Annotated in this window: 20 protein-coding genes; 6 read left to right on the plus strand and 14 right to left on the minus strand. The window is 68.2% G+C overall.

Annotation, left to right across the window (positions count from 1 at the left end; genetic code table 11):
• Positions 1 to 100: 100 nt before the first annotated feature.
• From lat to AB0L53_RS21535, 4 genes are all read right to left on the minus strand, one after another.
• The gene (gene lat / locus AB0L53_RS21520) at positions 101 to 1387 is read right to left on the minus strand and encodes an L-lysine 6-transaminase (protein WP_363996378.1); all 1287 of its coding nucleotides are present in this window, start codon (positions 1385 to 1387) and stop codon (positions 101 to 103) included.
• Positions 1388 to 1463: 76 nt separating this feature from the next.
• The gene (locus AB0L53_RS21525) at positions 1464 to 1997 is read right to left on the minus strand and encodes an HdeD family acid-resistance protein (protein ID WP_357956083.1); all 534 of its coding nucleotides are present in this window, start codon (positions 1995 to 1997) and stop codon (positions 1464 to 1466) included.
• A gap of 102 nt (positions 1998 to 2099) precedes the next feature.
• The gene (locus AB0L53_RS21530) at positions 2100 to 2747 is read right to left on the minus strand and encodes a hemolysin III family protein (RefSeq protein WP_363996382.1); all 648 of its coding nucleotides are present in this window, start codon (positions 2745 to 2747) and stop codon (positions 2100 to 2102) included.
• Positions 2748 to 2854: 107 nt separating this feature from the next.
• Entirely contained in the window at positions 2855 to 4315 is a 1461-nt protein-coding gene (locus tag AB0L53_RS21535) for a penicillin-binding transpeptidase domain-containing protein (protein ID WP_363996385.1), read from the minus strand.
• Positions 4316 to 4416: 101 nt separating this feature from the next.
• Here AB0L53_RS21535 and AB0L53_RS21540 point away from each other — a divergent pair, with 101 nt between their 5' ends.
• Positions 4417 to 5262 carry a fused MFS/spermidine synthase gene (locus tag AB0L53_RS21540; RefSeq protein WP_363996388.1) on the plus strand — a complete coding sequence of 282 codons (846 nt, stop codon included), beginning with the start codon at positions 4417 to 4419 and terminating at the stop codon, positions 5260 to 5262.
• A gap of 62 nt (positions 5263 to 5324) precedes the next feature.
• On the opposite strand, the gene AB0L53_RS21545 is transcribed toward AB0L53_RS21540, so the two are convergent.
• Together AB0L53_RS21545 and AB0L53_RS21550 are read right to left on the minus strand one after the other, a co-directional pair.
• Positions 5325 to 6017, minus strand: coding sequence for a response regulator transcription factor (locus tag AB0L53_RS21545; protein ID WP_363996391.1), 693 nt, complete (start codon positions 6015 to 6017; stop codon positions 5325 to 5327).
• Positions 6010 to 7752, minus strand: coding sequence for a histidine kinase (locus AB0L53_RS21550; RefSeq protein WP_363996394.1), 1743 nt, complete (start codon positions 7750 to 7752; stop codon positions 6010 to 6012). Before AB0L53_RS21550 ends, AB0L53_RS21545 begins: the two co-directional genes overlap by 8 nt.
• Positions 7753 to 7938: 186 nt before the next feature.
• Between AB0L53_RS21550 and AB0L53_RS21555 the strand changes: the two genes are divergently transcribed.
• Both AB0L53_RS21555 and AB0L53_RS21560 read left to right on the plus strand, forming a co-directional pair.
• Positions 7939 to 9477 carry a serine hydrolase gene (locus AB0L53_RS21555; RefSeq protein ID WP_363996397.1) on the plus strand — a complete coding sequence of 513 codons (1539 nt, stop codon included), beginning with the start codon at positions 7939 to 7941 and terminating at the stop codon, positions 9475 to 9477.
• 136 nt (positions 9478 to 9613) lie between these two features.
• Complete coding sequence (locus AB0L53_RS21560; RefSeq protein ID WP_363996400.1) at positions 9614 to 10573, plus strand: pirin family protein; 960 nt, start codon at positions 9614 to 9616, stop codon at positions 10571 to 10573.
• Between the two features lie 153 nt (positions 10574 to 10726).
• Here AB0L53_RS21560 and AB0L53_RS21565 read toward each other — a convergent pair whose 3' ends face one another.
• Positions 10727 to 11110 carry a hypothetical protein gene (locus tag AB0L53_RS21565; RefSeq protein WP_363996403.1) on the minus strand — a complete coding sequence of 128 codons (384 nt, stop codon included), beginning with the start codon at positions 11108 to 11110 and terminating at the stop codon, positions 10727 to 10729.
• 236 nt (positions 11111 to 11346) lie between these two features.
• Here AB0L53_RS21565 and AB0L53_RS21570 point away from each other — a divergent pair, with 236 nt between their 5' ends.
• Both AB0L53_RS21570 and AB0L53_RS21575 read left to right on the plus strand, forming a co-directional pair.
• On the plus strand, positions 11347 to 11901 hold the full coding sequence (locus tag AB0L53_RS21570) for a MarR family transcriptional regulator (RefSeq protein ID WP_363996406.1): 555 nt from the start codon (positions 11347 to 11349) through the stop codon (positions 11899 to 11901).
• On the plus strand, positions 11898 to 12269 hold the full coding sequence (locus tag AB0L53_RS21575; RefSeq protein ID WP_358178226.1) for a hypothetical protein: 372 nt from the start codon (positions 11898 to 11900) through the stop codon (positions 12267 to 12269). Before AB0L53_RS21570 ends, AB0L53_RS21575 begins: the two co-directional genes overlap by 4 nt.
• A 114-nt stretch (positions 12270 to 12383) precedes the next feature.
• On the opposite strand, the gene AB0L53_RS21580 is transcribed toward AB0L53_RS21575, so the two are convergent.
• Together AB0L53_RS21580 and AB0L53_RS21585 are read right to left on the minus strand one after the other, a co-directional pair.
• Positions 12384 to 12713 (minus strand): nuclear transport factor 2 family protein, encoded by a 330-nt coding sequence (locus tag AB0L53_RS21580; protein ID WP_363996409.1) that lies wholly within the window; start codon positions 12711 to 12713, stop codon positions 12384 to 12386.
• Entirely contained in the window at positions 12710 to 13810 is a 1101-nt protein-coding gene (locus AB0L53_RS21585; protein ID WP_363996412.1) for a low temperature requirement protein A, read from the minus strand. Before AB0L53_RS21585 ends, AB0L53_RS21580 begins: the two co-directional genes overlap by 4 nt.
• A gap of 139 nt (positions 13811 to 13949) precedes the next feature.
• Here AB0L53_RS21585 and AB0L53_RS21590 point away from each other — a divergent pair, with 139 nt between their 5' ends.
• Positions 13950 to 15347: a M6 family metalloprotease domain-containing protein gene (locus AB0L53_RS21590; RefSeq protein ID WP_363996415.1), complete on the plus strand. Its 1398-nt coding sequence runs from the start codon at positions 13950 to 13952 to the stop codon at positions 15345 to 15347.
• A 376-nt stretch (positions 15348 to 15723) separates the two neighbouring features.
• Here the strand turns inward: AB0L53_RS21590 and AB0L53_RS21595 are convergent, their stop codons facing one another.
• From AB0L53_RS21595 to ngcE, 5 genes are all read right to left on the minus strand, one after another.
• Entirely contained in the window at positions 15724 to 16449 is a 726-nt protein-coding gene (locus tag AB0L53_RS21595) for a hypothetical protein (protein ID WP_363996418.1), read from the minus strand.
• Positions 16450 to 16520: 71 nt separating this feature from the next.
• On the minus strand, positions 16521 to 16796 hold the full coding sequence (locus tag AB0L53_RS21600; RefSeq protein ID WP_358178236.1) for a 4a-hydroxytetrahydrobiopterin dehydratase: 276 nt from the start codon (positions 16794 to 16796) through the stop codon (positions 16521 to 16523).
• A gap of 9 nt (positions 16797 to 16805) precedes the next feature.
• On the minus strand, positions 16806 to 17678 hold the full coding sequence (locus AB0L53_RS21605; RefSeq protein WP_363996421.1) for a carbohydrate ABC transporter permease: 873 nt from the start codon (positions 17676 to 17678) through the stop codon (positions 16806 to 16808).
• A gap of 1 nt (position 17679) precedes the next feature.
• The gene (locus tag AB0L53_RS21610) at positions 17680 to 18594 is read right to left on the minus strand and encodes a sugar ABC transporter permease (RefSeq protein ID WP_358540193.1); all 915 of its coding nucleotides are present in this window, start codon (positions 18592 to 18594) and stop codon (positions 17680 to 17682) included.
• A gap of 3 nt (positions 18595 to 18597) precedes the next feature.
• Complete coding sequence (gene ngcE, locus AB0L53_RS21615; protein WP_363996425.1) at positions 18598 to 20043, minus strand: N-acetylglucosamine/diacetylchitobiose ABC transporter substrate-binding protein; 1446 nt, start codon at positions 20041 to 20043, stop codon at positions 18598 to 18600.
• Positions 20044 to 20210 lie beyond the last annotated feature (167 nt).

A 20210-nucleotide genomic window follows, 5' to 3' on the forward strand; every position in this document is an offset into this window, starting at 1 on the left:
CGTCGCCGCGTGTCAGAGGGTCGGCGGCCCAAGCCCGGTGCCATCTGCGGGAGGGCCGCCGAGATGGCCGTGAGCCCGTGTTCCAGGTCGGATTCGCGGCCTATGCCCGTACCATCTGCGGAAGAGCCGCCGAGATGGCCGTGAGGCCGTGTTCCAGGTCGGATTCGGGGATGTTGAGCGCGGGCCTCAGCCGTACCGAACGCGGCCCGCAGGCCAGGAGCAGTACGCCCGCCTCGTCCCGCAGTCGCGTGACCAGCGCGTCGCGCGTGGCCCCGTCGGGCAGGTCGAACGCGCACATCAGGCCGCGCCCCCGGGCGTTGGAGACCAGGTCCGGGTGTTCGGCCTGCAGCTTGACGAGGCGTTCGACGAGGACGGTGCCGAGGGTGGCGGCGCGCGGGATGAGGTTGTCGCGTTCGACGATCTCCAGGAGGCCGCGCGAGCGGACCATGTCCACCAGCCCGCCGCCCCAGGTCGAGTTGATCCGGCCGCTGACCTGGAAGACGTTGTCGGGGACCAGGTCCACGCGGCGGCCCGCCATGATGCCGCCCACCTGGACCTTCTTCGCGAAGGCCACGATGTCCGGCGCCAGGCCGAGCTGCTGGTAGGCCCAGGGGGTGCCCGTGGTGCCGCCGCCCGTCTGCACCTCGTCCAGGATGAACAGCGCGTCGTACTCGTGACACAGCTGCTGCATCGCCTGCAGGAACTGCGGGCGCATGTGGTTGTCGCCGCCCTCGCCCTGGATGGGCTCGGCGATGAAGCAGGCGATGTCGTGCGGGTGCGCCTCGAAGGCGGCGCGCGCCTGGGCGAGCGCGTGCTCCTCAGCGGCCTCGACGCCTCCGAGGTGTACGGCGGGTACGTCGATGCGCGGCCAGCGGAACTGGGGAAAACGGTCGGTCTTGCCTGGTTCGGTATTGGTCAGGCTCAAGGTGTAGCCGCTGCGGCCGTGAAACGCCTTCGTCAGGTGCATGACCTGGGTGCCGAGGTCGCGGGAGCGGCCCGCCGCCTCGTTGCGGCGGCTCTTCCAGTCGAAGGCGGTCTTCAGGGCGTTCTCGACGGCCAGCGCACCGCCTTCGACGAAGAACAGGTGGGGCAGTTCGGGGTCGCCGAGGACACGGGAGAAGGTCTCGACGAAGTCCGCCAGGTGGGCGGTGTACATGTCGGAGTTGGCGGGCTTGTTACGGGCCACCTCGCCGAGAAGCCGGACGAACTCCGGGTCGAAGGGCGGGTTCACGCCGAGCGGCGCGCTGGCGAAAAACGTGTAGAAGTCAAGGTATCGGCGGCCGTTGCCGGCGTCGACGAGCCAGGAGCCTTGGCTGTGCTCCAGATCGAGCACGAGCCGGTAACCGTCGACGAGCAGATGGCGGGCAAGGCGGTCGTGTACGTCCATGTCACCTCCACGTTGAAACCAGACATGGCGTACATTTCCCAGGTAAACCTAGGTCTATGCGGAAAATTTCCGGAATTCAGGCGGCATGGGCGAATTTCTTTACCTCGAACGACAGCACGATCATCGCGATGCCGTACAGGATGGCGAAGATCCCGACCAGCCAGACCAACGTCAGCAGTCCCGCGCCGGGCCAGATGAGCAGCAGGACGCCGAAGACGATGGACAGGATTCCGCCGATGATGAGCATCCACTCGTTCTCGATCACCTTACGCATCTGCACGCCCGCGACGATCTCCGATGCTCCGCTGAGGATCGCCCAGAACGCGATCACGAAGAGCAGGACCAGCGCGGTCTTGCCCGGCCAGACGAAAGCTATGATCCCCGCCAGGATCCCGAGAATTCCGGAGATGATGAGCCAGACGCGGGAGTCCGTTCCATGCCGGAAGGCGGAGAACACCGAGACGAGCCCGCTGACGATGGCGTACGAGCCGAAGAAGATCACGAGCACGAGCAGCGTGATCGCGGGCCAGATCAGCGCCAGGATGCCGAAGATCACCGCCAAAATGCCGCGGATCAGGACGAGCCACCAGTTGCGTGCGATTTGCTCCATACTGGTGTGATCTCCCGATCGATCACGCAAGCAGCCCACGGCGCGGTCAAAACTCGGTAACCCGTCGCCGCCGTCGGGGCGAAACAACCTGACCGAGCAGGCCTAGACGTGGGAGTAGACCACGATCGACACCGCGATGTACTGGACCAGGTAGGCGGCGATCGTGAACGCGTGGAACACCTCGTGGTAGCCGAACCAGCCGGGCGCCGGGTCCGGGCGGCGCAGACCGTACACGATGGCTCCGGCGCTGTAGAAGACGCCGCCGACGGCGACCAGCACGACGGCGGCCACGCCCGCGCCCGCGAGCAACTGCGGCAGCACGAAGATCGCAGTCCAGCCGAGCGCCAGGTAGAGGACCGTGTACAGCCAGCGCGGCGCGCTCATCCAGAACACCCGGAAGAGCACCCCGGACAACGCGCCGCCCCAGATGACCGCCAGGACGGCCACGCGGGCGGCCCCGTCCAGCGCGAGGAGCGCGAAGGGCGTGTAGGTGCCCGCGATGATCAGGTAGATGTTGGCGTGGTCGAAGCGCCGCAGCGCCTCCGCCAGGCGGGGGCCCAGCGTGCCCCGGTGGTAGGTGGCCGAGATGCCGAAGAGCAGACCCGAGGTGATCGCGTAGATCGCGGACGCGATACGGGCCTGGAGAGTGGGGCCGAGCGCCACGAGCGCGAACCCGGCGACCAGCGTCACGGGCAACGCTCCAGCGTGCAACCAGCCTCGTAGCCTCGGCTTCGCGGTGATGGTCGTCATATAACCTACGGTACCGTAGGTTATGGCCACGTTGAGGGTGCTGACCCTCGACGAGACGAAGGTCATGTCCCAAAAGGTCATGTCCCAAAAGGTCATGTCCCAATAGGTCATATCCCGTTGAGGAAGCGGGCCGCGACCGGCAGCGCGGCGCTCCGGCCCGAGCCGCCGTTGCGCACGAAGACGCTGAAGGCCAGGTCGTCGCGGTAGCCGATGAACCAGCCGTGCTCCCGCCCGCCGGCGGCCTCGGCCGTACCCGTCTTGCCGGACACGCCCGCGGGCAATCCGGCGGCGGCGGCCGTACCGTGGTCGACGACGGCGGCCATCATCTCCCGCAGCGCCGCGACCGCCCCCTCGTCGAGGTCGACCGGCTTGGCGGCCGGGCCGTCGATCCGTTCGGCGGCGGCCTTGGACAGGATGCGCGGCACGCGCAGGGTGCCGCTCTCGACCGCCGCCGCGACCATCGCCATGCACAGCGGGGTCGCCTCCACCGAGCCCTGGCCGAAGGAGTCGACCGCCAGCTCGTTCGTGCCGTCCGGCGGGTCCATCCGCCCGCAGTTGCCGCCGAGGCCCGTGGCCAGCTTGGCGCCGCCGAACCCCCACTTCGCGGCGGTCTCGACAAGATCGTCACCCGATAATCGGCTGACGGCCTCGCGCACGAACGTGGTGTTGCAGGAGTACGCGAACGCGTCGGCGAACGTCACGCGGCCGTGCGCCTGCTCGCCCGCGTTCTTGATCGGCCTGAAGTTCGGGACGGTGTACGTGGCCGGGCAGTCCACCTCCGCCGCCGGATCCAGGCCCGACTCCAGCAGCGCCGCCGCCGTGATCGTCTTGAACGTGGACCCGGGCGGGAAGAAGTCGCGGAACGCGCTGTAGTTGCCCTCCAGCCGGTCGGCCACCGCGAGCACCTCGCCGGTGCTGGGCCGGATCGCGATGATCGACGCGTCCCGCACCCCGTCGAGCGCCCGCGCGGCCGCCGCCTGCACCGAGCGCGACAGCGTCGTACGCTCCAGGCTCACCTTGGGCTCGACGGTCATGAGCCGCCGCGCCTGCTGTCCCGGCAGCGCCGACTCCAGCGCCCATCCCTGGCTCACCTCGTCGAACTCGGGCTTGAGCTCGGCGAGATAGGACTCGGCGTAGCTGTCGTTGGGGATCTTGTCACCCTCGCTGGTCACCAGTTCGACCGCGGGCCCGTCGAACTCGGCCAGCCGCACCGTGCCCCCGTCCTTGAGCCGGGGGTCCAGCGTCTCCGGCGCCCAGAGCACCTTCCAGGTCCGGTCGCGCACGGCCAGCCGCAACGTACCGCTGAACGGCCACGCCCCGAACTCGCTCAGCGTCCTGCTCCCGGTGAACGGCACCTCGGCCGAGGTCTCCCCCGTGCTCTTCACGGCCCCGGGCCGCAACTGGATGTCCTGAACGTGCAGGTCGTCGGAGAACGACCGGTGCCGGGTGACGAAGTCAGCGGGCGGCTGATAGACCAGGGTGGCCATGGTCCGCAGGTCCCCCCGCTGCCATGCCGTGAAGTAGGCGGCCGAGGTCTGCGCGGCGCTGCCCTTGACCCGCTTGGACACCACTGTCGCGAAGACACCTGCACCAACTACCGCAACAACGGCGATAACCAGCACAATCAGCCTTCGTCGTCGCATACGGTTACTCCCAGGAGGGGATCATCGTGGCACGAGGACAGCGGGAGCCGATGCCCGGCCTTTACCCGGTGACGTTCGGCGAGATCGAACTACTCCGGGACCTGGATAGGCAGGACGGCTGGGTACTGTCCAAGGATGGCGTACCTCAGTCGTACGTTGACTTACAAGACCCTACATATCTGGAATTCGAGTACGTACGGCTTATGGCGGACGTGATCGACCTTCTTCCGGAAGGCGCGCTCGCCTGCGTCCACGTGGGCGGCGGGGCGTGCACGATCCCGCGCTATGTCGCGGCCACTCGGCCAGGGTCCCGGCACATCGTCCTCGAACCTGACGGGCTCCTGGTCAACCTGATCCGCGAGCAGCTCGACCTGCGGTCCGTGCCACGGCTGAAGGTGATCGTGCATGGTGGGCGCGAGGGCACCGCCAAGGTCTGGGACGACTCGGCCGACCTGCTGGTCCTCGACGCCTTCTCCGGCGCCACCATGCCGGTCGAGCTGGCCACGACGGAGTACATGGGCGACATCTCCAGAGTGCTGCGCCCGTCGGGCACGCTGCTGATCAACATGGCCGACGGCAAGGGCCTGGCCTTCGCCAGGCGGCTCGTGGCGACGGTCCAGGGGACGTTCCGGCATGTCGCGCTGCTGGCGGAGCCGGGCGTCATGCGCGGGCGCCGCTTCGGCAACCTCATCGTCGCCGCCTCGCGGGCGGAGCTGCCGATCGACCTGCTGACCCGCCGCGCGGCCGGCGGCCTCACCCAGGCCAGGTGCGTGTACGGGGATGCGCTGACGAACTTCGTCGCGGGCGCCCACCCGATCAAGGACGGCGACGCGGTGCTGGCCCCGGTGCCACCCCCGGCCGTCTTCGGCTGAGGCCCGCGCTCAGGACCAAGTGGCCGGGTCCTGGGGCCCGCGCTCAGGACTCGGGCGGGCCCTCAGGTCCCGGTCCCGGCCCCTTGTTCAGGCCCCAGGTAGGCCAGGACCGCGGCGACCCGGCGGTGGACGTCGCCACTGTTCTCCAGGCCGAGCTTGGCGAAGATGGAGTTGACGTTCTTCTCCACCGACGAGACCGACAGGTGCAGCGCCCTGGCGATGGCGCCGTTGGACCGGCCATGTGCCATCTCACGCAGCACATCGCGCTCACGCGACGTCAGCGCCTCCTGCTCGCCCCGCACGTCACGCCTGGCCAGCAGCCCTTCGACCACCTTGGGGTCGATGACCGAGCCACCAGAGGCAACGGCCTTGATGGCGCCGAGCAGCTCGTCGAGGTCACCCACCCTGTCCTTGAGCAGGTAGGCGAACCCCTCGGTGCCGTGCTTGAACAGCTCGAAGGCGAACAGCGCGTCGGAGAACTGCGACAGCACCACGACCCCGACGCCCGGATGATCGGCGTGGACGCGGTGGGCGGCGTCGATCCCCTCGAACCCCTGGCGCCAGTCCCCTCCCGGCATCCGGATGTCGGTGATCACCACGTCGGGGCCGAGCCTGCGCGTGGCGTCGACCAGTTCGTCGGCGTTGCCCACCGCGCCGACGACCAGGACCTCTCCCGAGGTCTCCAGCAGCCGCCGGGTGCCCTCACGTACCAGGTAGTGGTCGTCGGCCACGATCGTGCGGATCCGCTCAGGCATCGACCGGCACCCAGGCGTTCATCCGTGTCCCCTCTCCTTGCCCGCTGTCGAGGTCAAGTCCGCCGCCGAGCGCGTCGAGCCGGTCGGCGAGCGTGGCCAGCCCCCGGCGGCCTGCGGCCGACGGATCGAAGCCCCGCCCGTCGTCCATGACGGTCGCACGCAGGCGGCCGTCCGCCCGCGCCAGGCGTACCTCTATCTTGGTGGCGCTCGCGTGCTTGAGCGCGTTGGCCACCGCCTCGCTCACGGTGAAGTACATCGCGCCCTCCACCTCGTCGGGGAAGCGCTGGGCGCGCAGCTCCCTGCTCGCGACGACCGTGGTCGGCACCGGCAGCCGGGCGCAGCGCCCCTCCACGGCCTCCACCAGGCCGCCCTGGCTGAGCGAGCTGGGATGGATGCCGGCGGCCAGCTCCCGCAGGTCGTTGAGCGTCTGGCGGGCCTGCTCGCGCAGCTCGGCGAGCATGTCGGGGCCGCCACCGGTGGCGCGAGCCAGCTCCAGCCCGGCGATGAGCGCGACGAGTTGCTGCTGCACGCCGTCGTGGATGTTGCGCTCGATGCGCCGGCGTTCGGCCTCCTGGGCGTGGACCAGGCGTCCGGCCAGCCCGGCGCTCTGGATGGCGAGCCCCGCGGGCACGGCCAGCGCCTCCAGGAGCCGCCGGTCGCCGGCGGTGAGGCGGTCGCCGTCCCTGGGCCCGCACTCGATCCACCCTGAACCGCCCCGCACGGGCAGCGTCAGCGCCGCGGCGCCCTCCTCCCGCCCGGCGACCACGCGGGTGCCGTCGGCCAGCGTGACAGCCGCCCACCTGACCTCCAACCCATCGCGTACGGCCGCCGCGAGCCTGCCCAGCTGCTCCACGGGCTCCGGCGTCTCCTCTAACGCCGTGCCCAGGCTCGTCAGCATCTCGCCCACGGTCGGCCGGACGTCGAACACCACGAGGAGCCGCGAGCCCCTGATGCCGATCCTGAGGTCGAGCAGCCGGTGCCTGACGACCGCGACCGCGATCGCCACGGGCAGCGACCCCAGCACGGCCAGCACGCCGACCGCCCCGGCCAGCGGCGCGGCGAGCCCGAAGAGGAAGAAGGAGAGCAGCAGGAACCCGGCGAGGTTGACGGTCATTCCGGCGACCATCCAGGCGTATTGGCCGCGCTCGCCCTTTCCGCTCCGCCGCCAGCGGACCATCAGCCCCCCGAACACGACGAGGGTGATGATCCAGGTGACGAACTGGCCGATCGCGGATGTGAGCCAGGCGACCAGGTCGGTCGAGCCGGTCAACGCCGGCTGGCCGGGCGTGGCGGAGGAGATGGGGCCGATCATGAGGTTGCCCGTGAAGTGGACGGCGATCGCCACGGCCCCGATCCACGCGACGGGCCGCCAGCGGCGCGACGGCAGCCGGCCCTCGGGGAACAGCAGCGGGACGAAGATCCACAACAGGCCGTAGTAGACGGGGAAGACCGCGACCAGCACGCGGACGAGCACCGGTGCCACGTCGAGCGTGCTCAGCCCGACGCCGAAGGTGCTCACACCCAGGCAGACCGCCGTGGCCAGGAGCAGCCAGACATAGCGGATTTGCGGCCGGCGGACCGCCAGCAGCCAGCCGAGCGCCGGCAAGACCAGGCCGATGACGATGTACGCCCACTGCGTCGGAGGGGCGGGCATGCCGCTGTCGAGCAACGCACCCGCTGTCACACCCGTGGCCGCGGTCGCCGCGAGCAGTCCGGCCACCAACCTGGAACTCATAAGGCCCCATCGTCGCGGGGGCGGTGGGCTGCGTCTATGCGGATAACCGCACACTCGATGCGGTTATCCGCAGACTCAAGACGGCGGCTCACCGGGTGGGGTATGCAGGACGGGGTCTGTTGGGTGGGAGGCACGTGTTCCACCGGGGTCTGAGTCGAAATCGAACGTGAAGTCGAAGGAGCCACCATGCACTCCCCGTCGAAACCCGCCCTCGCTGTCGCGGCCGCCGCCGTGACCGTGTCACTGACCGCCTGCGCGACAGGGACCACCACCAGCCCGCCCGGGGCGGCCGCGAGCCGGCCTGCGACCGTCACCAGCCTGTCCGGGACCGCCGCGAATCGGCCTGCGGGCGTGACGAGCCTGTCTGGGCTCGCCGCGAACCGGCCTACGGGCGACACGAGCTCGCCCATGACCGCCGCGAACCCGCTCACGGTCTCCGCCGCTGGCAGGAACGTTCCAGGAACTCCCCCGGCGACCACCGCGCCGCCCGTGGAGATTCCCAGTACGCCCGTCGGGCAGCAGTTGCGCTGGCTGCTCGACGCCCCCGCCAAGGCGCCGATCGGGCAGGCCGAGCTGGCCGAGCACTTCGCCCCGGCGTTCCTGCAGCAGGTCCCCGCGGACAGGATCAACGAGACCCTGGCCGGGCTGCGCGGGATCCAGCTGCAGAAGATCATCGCAGCCGTGCCCACCGCTCTGATCGCGCATGTGGTGGTCGGCACCCAGACGCTCAAGCTGACGCTCTCGGTGGACGCCACGGGCAAGATCAACAGCGCACAGTTCACCGAACCGGCCACTCCTCAGCCCTCCCCCACGAGCTGGGACGAGCTGGATCAGCGGGCGCGCAAGGCAGCGGCCCGCGTGGGGTTCCTCGCCGCCGAGGTCAAGCGCGATGGCACCTGCCGCCCGGTCCACGCCGTCGCCGGCCGGCAGGCGCGCCCGCTCGGCTCGATGTTCAAGCTGTACGTCCTCGGGGCCGTCGCCAAGAAGATCGAGCAGGGCAGATTCTCGTGGGACACCGCGATGACGATCAAGCCCGAGCTGAAGAGCCTGCCCAGCGGCCAGCTCCAGGACCGCCCCGACAACAGCCAGGTGCCGGTGCTGGAGGCGGCCAAGATGATGATCGCCATCAGCGACAACACGGGCGCGGACCTGCTGCTCCACCAGGCCGGCCGGACGGCGGTCGAGGACCGCGTACGGGCCTGGCGCGGCCAGGTGAAGCGGAACACGCCGTTCCTGACCACCAGGGAGCTGTTCGCGCTCAAGGGCGCCGACTACCCACGACACTCCAAGGAGTTCCTGTCGCGAGACACGGCCGGGCGGCGGGGCTACCTGTCGGCGGTCGTCGACAAACTCCCGCTGTCCAGCATCATCCCGTGGATCGCGCCGCGTGAGCTGGACACCGTGGAGTGGTTCGGCTCCCCGGCCGACATCTGCCGCGCGTACGCGGGACTGGCGAAGAGCCGGGACAAGCGGATCGGCGAGGTGATGTCGCAGAACGACGGCGGGATCAACTTGCCGGCCAAGGAGTGGCCCACCGTCTGGTACAAGGGCGGCTCCGAGCCGGGCGTGCTCGACCTGAGCTACCTGGCCCGCACGCCGTCCGGGCGCACCTTCGTGGTCACGGCCATGGCCTCCGACCCGTCCGCCGCCCTCAAGGAGGATCAGGTGTACGAGGAGCTCGTCGCGCTCTCGCGGGGCGCCTTCGCCTTGCTCAAGTCGTCCTGACCCTGGGCCCTTCGGCGTCCTGAGGCTGGACTTCCGACAGCCGAGTCCGGGCTCCTGGTGGCGGAGTCCGCTCGCCTGGAATAGTTGAATTCTCAACTTGGTTGAGTACAGCAGATTCCGCCGAAGGGAGCCCGACATGCCCGCCGTCACCGTAGAGAACCCGCTCAGCCTGCCCCGCCTGCCGGAGCCGCTGGCCGAGGCGCAGGGCCGCAAGGTGCTCGCCGTCGAGACCGCGCCGAGCGGCTTCGAGGGCGAGGGCTTCCCGGTACGCCGGGCCCTGGCCGCGATCAAGCCTGAATACCTCGACCCGTTCGTGATGATGGACCAGATGGGAGAGGTCGACTACGCGGCCGGCGAGCCCAAGGGCACCCCGTGGCACCCGCATCGCGGTTTCGAGACCGTCACGTACATGATCGACGGCGTGATGGAGCACCTCGACTCCAACGGAGGCGGCGGCACGATCACGAACGGTGACACCCAGTGGATGACCGCCGGCGCCGGCATCTTGCACAAGGAGGCGCCGCCGGAGTGGCTGGTGCAGCAGGGCGGGCTGTTCCACGGCATCCAGCTGTGGGTGAACCTGCCGGGCGCCAAGAAGATGATCGCCCCGAAATATCAGGACATCGGAAGCTCCAGCGTCGCACTGCTCAGCAGCCACGACGGCGGCGCCCTGGTCCGCCTGATCGCGGGCGACCTGGCCGGGAACACCGGGCCCGGCAGCACCCAGACGCCGATCACCCTGCTGCACGCCACGATCAGCCCGGGTGCGCGGCTGACCATGCCGTGGCGCAAGGACTTCAACGCCCTCGCCTACGTCCTGTCGGGACGCGGCACGGTCGGGACCGAGCGGCGCCCCCTGGTCAGCGGCCAACTGGCCGTGTTCGACGGCTTCGGCGACCGTCCGGGGCTGACCACGTCGGGCGAGACGATCACGCTGTCGGCGAAGGACACGATGGAGGTCATCATTCTCGGCGGTCAGCCGATCGGCGAGCCGGTGGCGCATTACGGCCCGTTCGTCATGAACACCCGCGCCGAGCTGGCCCAGGCTTTCGAGGACTATCAGGCGGGACGCCTGGGCTCCATTCCCGCCGCCTGATTACGAGAATCGCATTGAGCGGCGCGCTATTAAGCGAGTCCGCTATCGAGTAGGCCGCGATTGAACGGGCGCTATTGAGCGCGCCGCCAAGTCATTGGAACTGGGCCGCCGTTATTCACGGCGGCCCATTGTGCTTAAAGGGCGACGCGGCGGCTACGGGCGGACCACCGTCTTCTTCGGCCCGCAGTGGTCGAATTTCACCTTGTACGGCTTGCTCACACAGGCCCAGAACTCGATCTTGCCGTGCGACATGCGCCTGGTCCGCTGCTCGAGGCAGTCCTGGTTCTTGTAGTAGTTGGCGTACTGGTAGGTGTGCCCCTGGTATCTGACTTTGGCCATCGCGTAGCGGTGGTCGGCGTTCCGGTCGCAGACGATGATTCTCGTGTCGCTCTCCAATTGGGCTTCGGCGAGCACGCCCCCGTGCCCGTCACTCAGGGATGCGCGGGGAATCGCCTGCGCGGCTGCCGAAGCGGCGGTGGTGCCCACGGTGGCGAGCGCCAGTCCGGCGATGGCGGTGACGAGTAGCAGCTTTTTCACAATGCCCCCTGTCGTTTTGCATTTCCGTAGGAAAGACGACGAGATCGGCGGCAAAGTTCATAAAAAGTGCGAGGCGATTTCGGCGCGCCCGTCGAGGACGGCCCACGCCCGGACGGACCGGCCGGGCGCGACGAGGGACCCGGCCCGGGCGCGAGGAGAGCCCGGCCGGGAGCCCTGCGATCCCGGCTCCGGCCGATCGACAAGTCGTGAAGTACGTACTAATGTGCTGCTTCATCATGAAGGACGTACATAAACCAGATTTCGACACTGACCCCGACGGAAGCCTCTTCGATCCCGCGACCAGGACCGCCATGCGGCAGTTCACCAGCGGAGGCGACACTGCCGCGCTGGAGGCCGCGGCCGCCGTTCGCACTGCCTTCCACGCCATCGAGCGGATGCGCGCCCATGGCAGCCAGGGCAGGGGGTTGAGCTCCGGCGCGATGGACCTGCTGATGCGGCTCGGCGCCGCCGAAGGGGACGGAGTGAGCATCGGGGAGCTGGCCCAGTCCGCGGGTGTCAGCTCCCGTAACGTGACCGGGCTGGTCGACACGCTGGAGCGTGAGGGTCTGGTGCGGCGGGTCCCCGACCAGCGGGATCGGCGCTCGGTCCTGGCCCAGATCACGGCAGAGGGACGGGATTGGATCAAGGCGTTCAGCGAGCCGTCACAGCGGGCGATGACGGCGATGTTCAGGGACTTCACGGCCGACGACCTGACCCGGTTCCGGGACCTGTGCCTGCGGGTGGCCGACAATCAGCATCGACTCGCTCAATACCTGGAAGGTGCCTCATGAGCGGCGAGAACCGGACGCGTGAGGTCGTACGCGGCTACCACGAGGCGCGCTTCCGCGGCGATGTGGCCACGGCCGCCGCGCTCATCGGTGACGGGTTCAGCTTCCGGAGCCCGCTCATGAGCTCCGACGACGCCGCCGGCCACCTGGCCGGGATCACCGGCTTCGTCCAGGTGGTCACCGGCGTCGACCTGATCAGCGAGCTCTACGGCGAGTCGGAGGCCACGCTCGTCTACGACGTGCACACCGCCACGCCGGTGGGCACCCAGCGCACCGCCGAGCACTTCCAGCTCGTCGACGGCCGGATCGTCTCCATCATGCTGATCTTCGACGCCACGCCGTGGCAGCCGATGAGACAAGTGATGGGCTGAGCCGAGCTGAGCTGACAGGCGAACTGGGCCGACGAGCTGAGCTCAGCTGACGAACTGGGCTGATGGGCTGAGCTCAGCTGACGGGCTGGGCGCGGTCAGGCGGGCTGGGTGCGGTCAGGGGGACGGCAGGGCGGCGGCGGTCTGGCGCCAGATTCTGCCGTCCTTGATCACTAGCGTGCCGAACGTGGTGACCTTGTTGCCGGCGATGATCATGAGGGCGTTGTAGAAGATGACGTCGTCCACCGCCTGGATCGACATGACCTCGACGACCTGCGGCTCGGCGGCCAGATAGGCGCCGAACAGCTCCCGGATCTCCACCGCGCCCCTGGCCACGCGGTCGAAGCGGACGACCATGGCCTCCTCGTGGTACTGCGCCAGCAGGGCCTCCAGGTCCCGATCCGCGATAGCGGCGAGTTGGCGGTCGAACAGCTCCATCACGGTCATGCCTCTCCTCCGGGCAGGGGACGGCGAAGATCGTAGGCGACCTGCGCTCCGCCGTACAAGAGAATCAAGGGGAGCGCCAGCGCGGCCGGGAGCGCGGAGGTGACAAGCGTGAGCACAGCGGCCGTCATGCGGATGCCGGTCGCGAGCCGGTCGCCGGAGCACAGGTGCTGAAGGCCGAGGGTGACGAACACCACCGCGGCGGGCACCCCGACGGCCCAGCCCGTCCCCGGGTGGGCGATGGCGTGCTCGATCCCGATGCCGAACGCGACCAGTCCCAGCGACAGCGGCAGATGGGAGTAGACCCAGACCTGTCCGGCCAGCTGAGTACGCAGCACCACAGACTCGTCAATGTGCCCGAAATACAGCCACCAGAACGCCATGGCGATCGCGATGCCCGCGAGGGCGATCAGCAGTGTGCCGGGCGTGACCGCGTGACTCTTCAGCCCGACCACCACCGCGGCGACGACCTCGCCCAGCACGATCACCACGAACAGTCCGAACCGCTCGGGCAGGTGCTCACTCTGCGGCGGCAGCGCGCCCTGGTGCCGCCGCGCCAGGAGCGGCGTGGCCAGATCGATGACCATGGCGACGGCCCACAGGACATAGCGCAGCGGCGGCTCGACAGCCAGCGACGCCGTCCAGATGACCACCGACACCGTGAACCCGGCCACATAACTGCTGGTCAACGGCCGCCCCTCGGGCACATGCCGCCCGGCGCGCAGGTAGGCCACGATGAGCAGGATCCGCACGGCGACATAGGAGAGCGCGAACAACGCGGAACGCTGCCCGATGTCGCCCACGCTCGCGGCCATCGTCCCGATAGCCAGAATTTGGGGCAGTACGAGCAGGCGATGGCTCACATCATCGGTGTCGAACCTGTTCGCGTAGAACACGTACCCCGCCCAGGCCCACCAGATGGGCACGAACAGCCCTATGAACGCCAGAATCCGCCCTGGTTCGGTCCCCTCGGCCAGCACATCGGCCAACTCGGCCACGGCCACCACGAACGCCAGGTCATAGAGCAGCTCCAGCCAGGTGGCCCGTCGCTGCACTCCCTCGAACAGCCGTAACCTAGGCGGCTGCCAACTCCTGCTCACCCGTACCTCCCACATGTAATCGTGTAATTATGTCGCCCTGGAGCTCTGGTGCGCACGGCATCGGTTGAGTATGGGGTACTCAGGACGGAACCCGTTATCCGGCCTACCTTCACGGAAGGACGGACGATGGGGGGACACCATGCACTTCGTTCCGTTAGCGCCGGATGCGCTGGCCAAGCTGGAAACCCGCTTCTACGAGCTGAAGGCGGCCGGGCTTCTGCCCGAGCACCTGACGTTCGAGGACTACTACGCGATGTGGCGTTCCGAGCGGCGTGGGCCGCGCTCGGTGGGCCTGGATGACGGCAACCTCACCCCGCAGGCTCCCGACGTGAGCCTGATCAACCGGCCGCCGAAGAAGCTCAAGGGCGTCATCCAGACGCTGGTACTGCTGGTCGACTTCGACGACAAGCCGCACGATCCGGCTCACGACGCGGAGCACTTCAGGCGGCTGCTGTTCGGCACCCAGCCGGGCAGCATGCGCGACTTCTACCGGAAAGTCAGCGGCTTCAGCAACGACCACGGCATCGACGTGCAGGGCGAGGTGTTCGGCTGGTTCCGGCTGCCGCAGACGCTGGCCTTCTACGCCAACAACAAGTCGGGGCTGGACGAGGACCACTTCCCGCGCAACGCCCAGGGCATGGCGCGGGACGCCGTGCAGGCCGCTCTGGCGGCGGGCGTCGAGTTCGACCCCTCCTACGACGTACTCGACGAGCACCGGGTCACCGCGCTGTTCGTCGTGCACGCCGGCCCAGGCGCGGAGACCTTCGCCGACGCCGAAGGGCTCCAGTACATCTGGAGCCTGAAGTGGACCGTCGGCGACGAGCCCATCGCGGTCGGGCCCGACCTGGAGGTGAGCACCTTCCTGACGGTGCCCGAGGACTGTAACGTCGGCGTCTGCGCCCACGAGTGGGGGCACCTGGCGGCGCGCTGGGCCGACTACTACGACACCGACCGGGCGCAGACCGGCGCCAAGTCGCACGGGCTGGGCAACTTCTGCCTGATGGCGGCCGGCTCGTGGGGCAACCGCGGCGTCACGCCCGTCTTCCCGACCAGCATGCTGCGGATGTTCCACGACTGGGTCAGCCCGCGACTGGTCACCGAGACCACCCACGGCATCACGCTCCGGCCGGCGGCCGAGGGCGGTGACTTCATCGTCGTTCGTAACGATCGGACGATGAAGGACTCGCAGTACATCGTCGTGGAATACCGCCGCAAGCGGGGCCAGGACGAGTTCCTGCCCGACCAGGGCATCGCGGCCTACGTCGTGGACGAGGCCATTCCCAACGTCGACGACGAGCGGCGCCTGGCGATCGAGCTGATGCAGGCCGACGGCCTCCGCCAGCTCGCCCAGATCGGCAGCCTGGGGAACAGGGGCGACGCCAACGATCTGTATCCCTCACTGGGCAACACGAGCATCGGCCGGGACACCAGGCCCCCGCTCGATCTGCCCGGGGGCGGATGGACCGGCGTGACCATCGAAGTCTCCGGCACGCCGGGTGATGATGAGATGACGATCGACGTCGTGGTCAGCTCGTAAGGGCGGTCCATTACGGAGGCCGGATACGGCAGATGCTGGGCTGGTGCCGCGACCGCCCAGCATCTGCCGTGACTGGCTCTATCTCGTCGCACGCACCGACCGCGGTCTGCCAAGCTCTCGTCGTACGGGCTGACCGCGATCTATGTACGGGCTGACCGCGGTCGACGAAACTCCCGTCACACGCGCTGACAGCGGTCCACGAACCTCTCGTCATACGTGCTGACACCGGTCTACGAATGGGCCCTGCGAGCGGCCAAGAGTGCGCACGTCACGGCGCCCAGCCCCGTGAACCGCAGGAGCGTGCCCCTGGACGGAGCCCAGGTGGGACGGTGGGTGGCGTGGGTGTGGCCGGCCGTAAAGAAAGTCGGCAAAAAGATCAGTTGAGTGTGAGGCAGGCGATGCGCGGGGCGGGCTGCTCGGACGGGGTGGTCGGCCTGGCGTGGAGGACCAGGGAGTGGGGCACTTCGCCCGTCAGCGGCCAGTCGTGGCGGGCGGTGGCGCGCCCGGCGCCGGAGCCGTCCGTCTTCAGGTCCAGCCACACCTCGCTGGTGGCGTCGGCTCGGCCGGCTATGTGCTGGAAGTGCGCCCCCGCGTCGGCGGGGCCCTTTCCGCAGGGCGCGACATGAAGGTGGGCGCCGTATCGATGGTTGGGCACCAGGCCCTCCACCACCAGCGAGGTCACCGTCTTGCCGCCCGTGGACTCGGCGGTCACGCTCGCCTGAGCCCCCTTGGGCACCAGCTTGCGGTTGTAGACGATGGCCATCGTGGTGCGTGGCTTGAACACCCCGGCGCCCGTAAGCGTGGTGGGCGCCGCGGCGGCATCGGAGCTGTGGACGGCGTTTCCCACGGGCGCGTCGGCCTCGGGATCGGCCGGGCTCTGCGCACAGCCCGCGACCGCCAGAGCGAGCAGCAACGCGACCGAACGCGCCCTCAGCGGGCGAGCGACCCCATGGGCAGTGTCGCGCGGGGCGGCGGACTGCTCCACGACGACGAAGTCGGGGTAGCCGGGACTCAGGTGCGCGCGAGGCCCGCGGGCGCGCGCCCTCAGTGACCGGACGGACGCGGGCATCCGTTGTGCGATGGCGGGCGTGGGCAGGCGCATGGGAACCCCCAAAGCGATGACGAGCCCTGGCCAGGCTCACGGGGCCACCACTCTAACCAGTAACCGACCCGCTACGCACCGTGTTTGGCGGCGATCCCGTCGATGAGTCCGGCCAGGGTGAAGTCGTTCTCCGTGAGCCGCCCCTTGTCGTGGGTGGTCAGCGAGAGGTGCAGTTTGCGCCACCGGATGTCGATGTCGGGATGGTGGTTCATCTCTTCTGCCTGGACCGCGATCTCGTCGACGATCCGGATGGCCGTGGGGAAGTCGGGCGCGGTGATCGTACGTCGGATCTCCTCGCCCTCCCTACGCCATTCGGGCAGGTCGTTGAGCTTGCTGTCGACGTCCATAAGCTCACGTTACTTCAGCGCCCCCGCGCCGAGGCCGGACTGGATCTGGCGTTGGAAGATGATGTAGACGATCATCACCGGGATGATCGCCATGCTGAGGGCGGCGAACAGGCTCGGCCAGTCGGCCTCGTACCCGGCGATGGTGGAGATGTCGGCGATGCCCTGGGTGATGACCCACTTGTCTTTGTCGTCCGTGAGCAGGACCAGGGGCAGCAGGTACTGGTTCCATTGGCCGAGCACGTTGAAGATGGTGATGCTGATCAGGCCGGGCTTGGCCATGGGAAGCATGATCTGGAAGAACGTGCGGGTGTGGGAGGCGCCGTCGATCGCCGCCGCCTCGGCCACGGTGTCCGGCAATGTACGGAAAAATGCGGCCAAGAAGAAGACCGTGAACGGCAGCGAGTACGCGATGTAGACCAGGATGAGCCCGATGTGGGAGTTCAGCAGTCCGAGCTGGAGGACGACGAAGAACAGCGGCCCCAGCGCCAGGAAGATCGGGAACGCCATCCCCGCCACAAAGAAGTAATAAATCACCCTGTTGCCGAAGAACTGGTAGCGCGCCAGCACATACGCCGCCATCGAGCCGAACAGCATCGTCCCCAAAGTGCTGAAAAATACGACGACAACGGTGTTGAGCACGTACTGCCCCACATGGGCCTTGTCCCAGGCCCTCCCCCAGGCGTCGAGCCGCAACTGCCCGGGCAGCTGAAGCGCGTCCCCGAAGATCTCCGTGTTGTTCTTGAACGACGCGAGGAACGTCCAGAGCAGCGGCAGGATGATCAGCAGCGCCCAGATGAAGAGCGCCAGATGAGAGAGGCCACCGAGCACCCCAAGCCGGGGTCTGGCCGGACGAGGTGTGGCCAGTTCAGAGGTCGATGCCATGTCAGAGTTCGATCCTCTCGCGCCTCGTGGTGCGCAAGGTCAGCACCGCGAACGTCACGGTGAGAAAGAACAGCACGACCCCCATCGCCGAGGCGTAACCGACCTTGGAATAGGTGAACGCGGTCTTCCATATCTCCACGGGCAGCACGGTCGTCGCCCCGTCGGGCTCTCCTTTGTCCCCGGCGAGTACGAGGATCAGCGCGAACCCGTCGAACGCCGCGATCCCCAAATACACCCAGCCCACCTGGATGGTGTCGCGCAGCAGCGGCAGCGTTATCGAGAAGAACAGCCGCGCCCGCCCCGCCCCGTCGAGCGCCGCGGCCTCGAAGTAGTCCTTCGGAATGGCGGCCATTCCCGCCGAGAAGAGCACCACGTAGAATCCGACGGCCTGCCAGATCATCACCGCCAGTATCGCCCAGAGAGCCAGATTCGGCTCGACGAGCCAGCCGACGGGATCGAGGCCCAGCTTGACCAGGACTCCGTTGATCACGCCGCTCTCGTCGGGCCGGTAGACCGCCTTGAACAGCACCCCGACCACGGCCACGGCGAGCACCTGGGGGAAGAAGAACACCACCCGATAGAACCTCGACCCCCAGATCCCCTTCATTCCCGCGCCGCGCGTTCCCCCGCCCAGGTTCAGCAGGAACGCGAAGAACAACGCGATGGCGACCGTCACGAGCGGCAGCACGAGCAGCAGGATTCCGTGATTGCGCAGGGCCCGCCAGAAGACCTCGTCCCCGAATAACCGGGTGAAGTTGTCCAGCCCGATGTAGTGCAGCCTCGACTTGTAGCCGTTCCAGTCCGTCAGGGAGATCTGGAACGCCTGGATATAGGGGCTGATCACGAACACCGAGTAGAGAGCGACAGGAACGGCGAGAAACGCGGCGACGAACCCGTACTTGCGCAACCGCTCCATGGGCTAGTTGCTCCGCGTCTGCTTGACGACGGACGAGTCCTTCTTGATGGCGTCCGCCTTCTTCTGCATGTTCTGGCAGAACTTCTCGGGCGTGATGCGCCCGGCCATGACCACGTTTATCTGCTGGGTGCCGTAGTCGAACAACTCCTTGTACCAGCCCTCGAAACGGGCGTCGGTGATGATGTTCTGGCCGGCGGCGTCCTGTGCCTTGGCCGCGCTCTTGAGGCCGGGGGTGAGATCCAGCCCCTCGGCCGCGCCGTTGACCACGGTGAGGTTCAGCGTCTTCTCGGTGAAGCCCTTGGCCCCTTCCTTCGACAGCATGATGCGGAGATACTCCAGGCCGCCCTGCGGGTTCTTGCCTTTGGCGGAGACGAAGAAGTTCTCGCCGACCCCCACCTGGATGGCCCCGTACGGCATCTTGTCGGCGGCGGTGACGTCGGGGATCGGGGCGATGGCGTACTCGAAGTCCTTGGGCTTGTCCTTGGCCATCTCGTTCTCGATCCACGAGCCGACCGGGTAGAAGAGCAGCTTGTTCTGGAGCTGCTTGACCTGGGTCTGAGTGTGGTCGAGGCCGAAGTACGCCTTATCGCCGTAAAGCGTCTGGATCTCCACCCAGGCGGTCACCGACTGCTTCACCGGCTCGGCGTTCCAGGCGTTGTCGACCAGGTTGTCGATGTCGATGAGGACCTGGTTGCCGCCGATCTTGGCGGCCGTGTAGAGGGCGTTCCAGAGCTGGTAGTACGGGCCCTTCTGCCCGGGATAAGCGAAGAGCAGGATGCCTTCCTTCTTCGCCGTGTCGCCGAGCGCCTTGAACTCCGCCCACGTCTTCGGAAGCGCCCACCCCTTGTCCGCGAAGAGCTTGGCGTTGTACCAGAGCGCGCGGTGGGAGACGGTGTAGTTGAGGACCAGGTCCTTGTCGTCGATCTTCGCGTTGTCCAGTACGGCCGGCGTCACGGTGTCGCGGACCTTCTTGGACGGGTCGTCCAAGGACGGCGCGTCGAACAGCGCGGTCAGGTCGGCCAGCTGGCCCTCGCCGGCCATGGCGGCCAGGTCGAGCGCCTCGGGGCCCGAGTTGTTGACCACGTCGGGCACGTCGCCGCTGACGAAGCGCGGGCGCAGCTGGGTGCCGATCTGCTGGGTCGCGTTGTGCTTGACCGTCGCGCCGGGGAACCTCTTCTCGTACATCTTCTCGTGCAGGTCCTTGGCGTACGCGTCGCCGTAGCCGCCGCTGAAGATCGTGACCTCCAGCGGCTTCTTGGCGTCGACGCCGAACGGGTTCTTCGGATCGGCGGAGACGGCGATCGAGCCGGTCGGCGTCGCGGTGGGCTCGTCGCCGGCGCCGCTGGTGGCGCAGGCGCTCAGCAAGCCCGCGCCGGGGCCGGCGACGAACGCGGTCATGCCGATTCGGCGCAGCAGCTGACGCCGAGTGATCTCTCCCGGGTGGGTCATGGGGGCTCCTGAAGAGGACGAATTAGGAAAGTTTCCTAACCGTTTGCCCGAAGGTACGAACGGCCGGGCGCACCCGTCAAGGGGCGCAATCGAGCCGTAACACCTTTGCCGCGATCCTCCGCAGAAAGGACACTAGATGCCTGCCGCCCAAACGGCCACCCACCGCC

The sequence above is a fragment of the Nonomuraea sp. NPDC052129 genome, assembly GCF_040680095.1.
Taxonomy (GTDB): Bacteria; Actinomycetota; Actinomycetes; order Streptosporangiales; family Streptosporangiaceae; genus Nonomuraea.